Origin of the sequence: Acinetobacter lwoffii (assembly GCF_024129435.1) — a bacterium.
GTDB classification, from domain to species: Bacteria; Pseudomonadota; Gammaproteobacteria; order Pseudomonadales; family Moraxellaceae; genus Acinetobacter; species Acinetobacter lwoffii_F.
This window is the reverse complement of the sequence record NZ_JAMXXN010000071.1, coordinates 1-1,040: the sequence shown is the minus strand read 5'-3', so window position 1 is coordinate 1,040 and position 1,040 is coordinate 1. Positions and strand designations below refer to the sequence as shown.

The 1,040-nt window shown below is 40.9% G+C and carries 1 protein-coding gene; it reads right to left on the bottom strand.

The features are described 5' to 3' along the window. Window positions 1-52: 52 nt before the first annotated feature. A complete protein-coding gene (locus NI455_RS15345; protein WP_005103080.1) occupies window positions 53-985 on the bottom strand; it encodes an IS5 family transposase in 933 nt (310 codons plus the stop codon). Between the last annotated feature and the right edge of the window lie 55 nt (window positions 986-1,040).

Sequence of the window (1,040 nt, the reverse complement as noted above, 5' to 3'; positions counted from 1 at the left end):
GGCTTTGTTGCATAAAGGTTTGAAAGGCTGAGTTCCCTTAAGCTACTCAAATTTAAGAGACAACTTGGGTATGAGGGCGACCTAATTCTGTGAATTTATTCAAGACTGCCATGCGTGCATGGATCTCATTCACCTGACTTGGAAAACTCCGCGCTGTTAATTTATCGCCTAATAATTTGATGCAATGCATCTTGGTTTCAACCAAACTTCGACGGTGATAACCAGACCACTTTTTCCAAAGCGATCTGCCTAGCCGTTTGACTGTCTTTAATAATTCGTTCCGCTCTATAGACCTCGCTTGCTGATCCTTCCAAGGCTTTGCATTCTTTCTAGGTGGAATGATCGCATGTGCATCTCGATCTAAAATGACTTGTCGGCAGTGCTTTGTGTCATAAGCACCATCTGTATAAACAGAATCAATTGGTTCATCCAAGGGAATTTGAGCAAGTAAATCTTCGAGTACTTGAGAATCACTGACATTATTTGTGGTGAGTTGTACTGCACGTATTTGCAGGGTTTTAGCATCTATAGCAATGTGAAGCTTACGCCATTGGCGACGATATTCAGCCCCATGTTTCTTGCGTTTCCATTCACCTTCACCAAGAAACTTCAAACCAGTAGAGTCTACGAGTAGATGCAGTCCATCACTACTTTTTTGATAGCTAATCGCAATATCAATATGCTTTTGTCTACGACAAAGGGTGGAATAATCCGGAGCTGTCCAATCTAATCCAGAGAGTTTAATCAGACTTTGAACAAAACCTGTGACCATACGTAAAGAGAGTCGGAATAGTAATTTGATCATTAAGCAGCATTGAATCGCTGTATCGGAGTAGGTTTGATTTCGACCTTGCTTGCCTTGTGATTGTGCATACCACTGAGTCTTTGGATCAAACCAAATGGAAATATTACCTCGGTTAATTAAGGCTCGGTTATAGGATGACCAATTGGTTGTACGGTAGATTTTAGAGGCAGGCTTATTCATTTTGAAATTATATTGCTGAATAAGCTTTTGATGCTAGGTTTGTGCAACAAAGCCG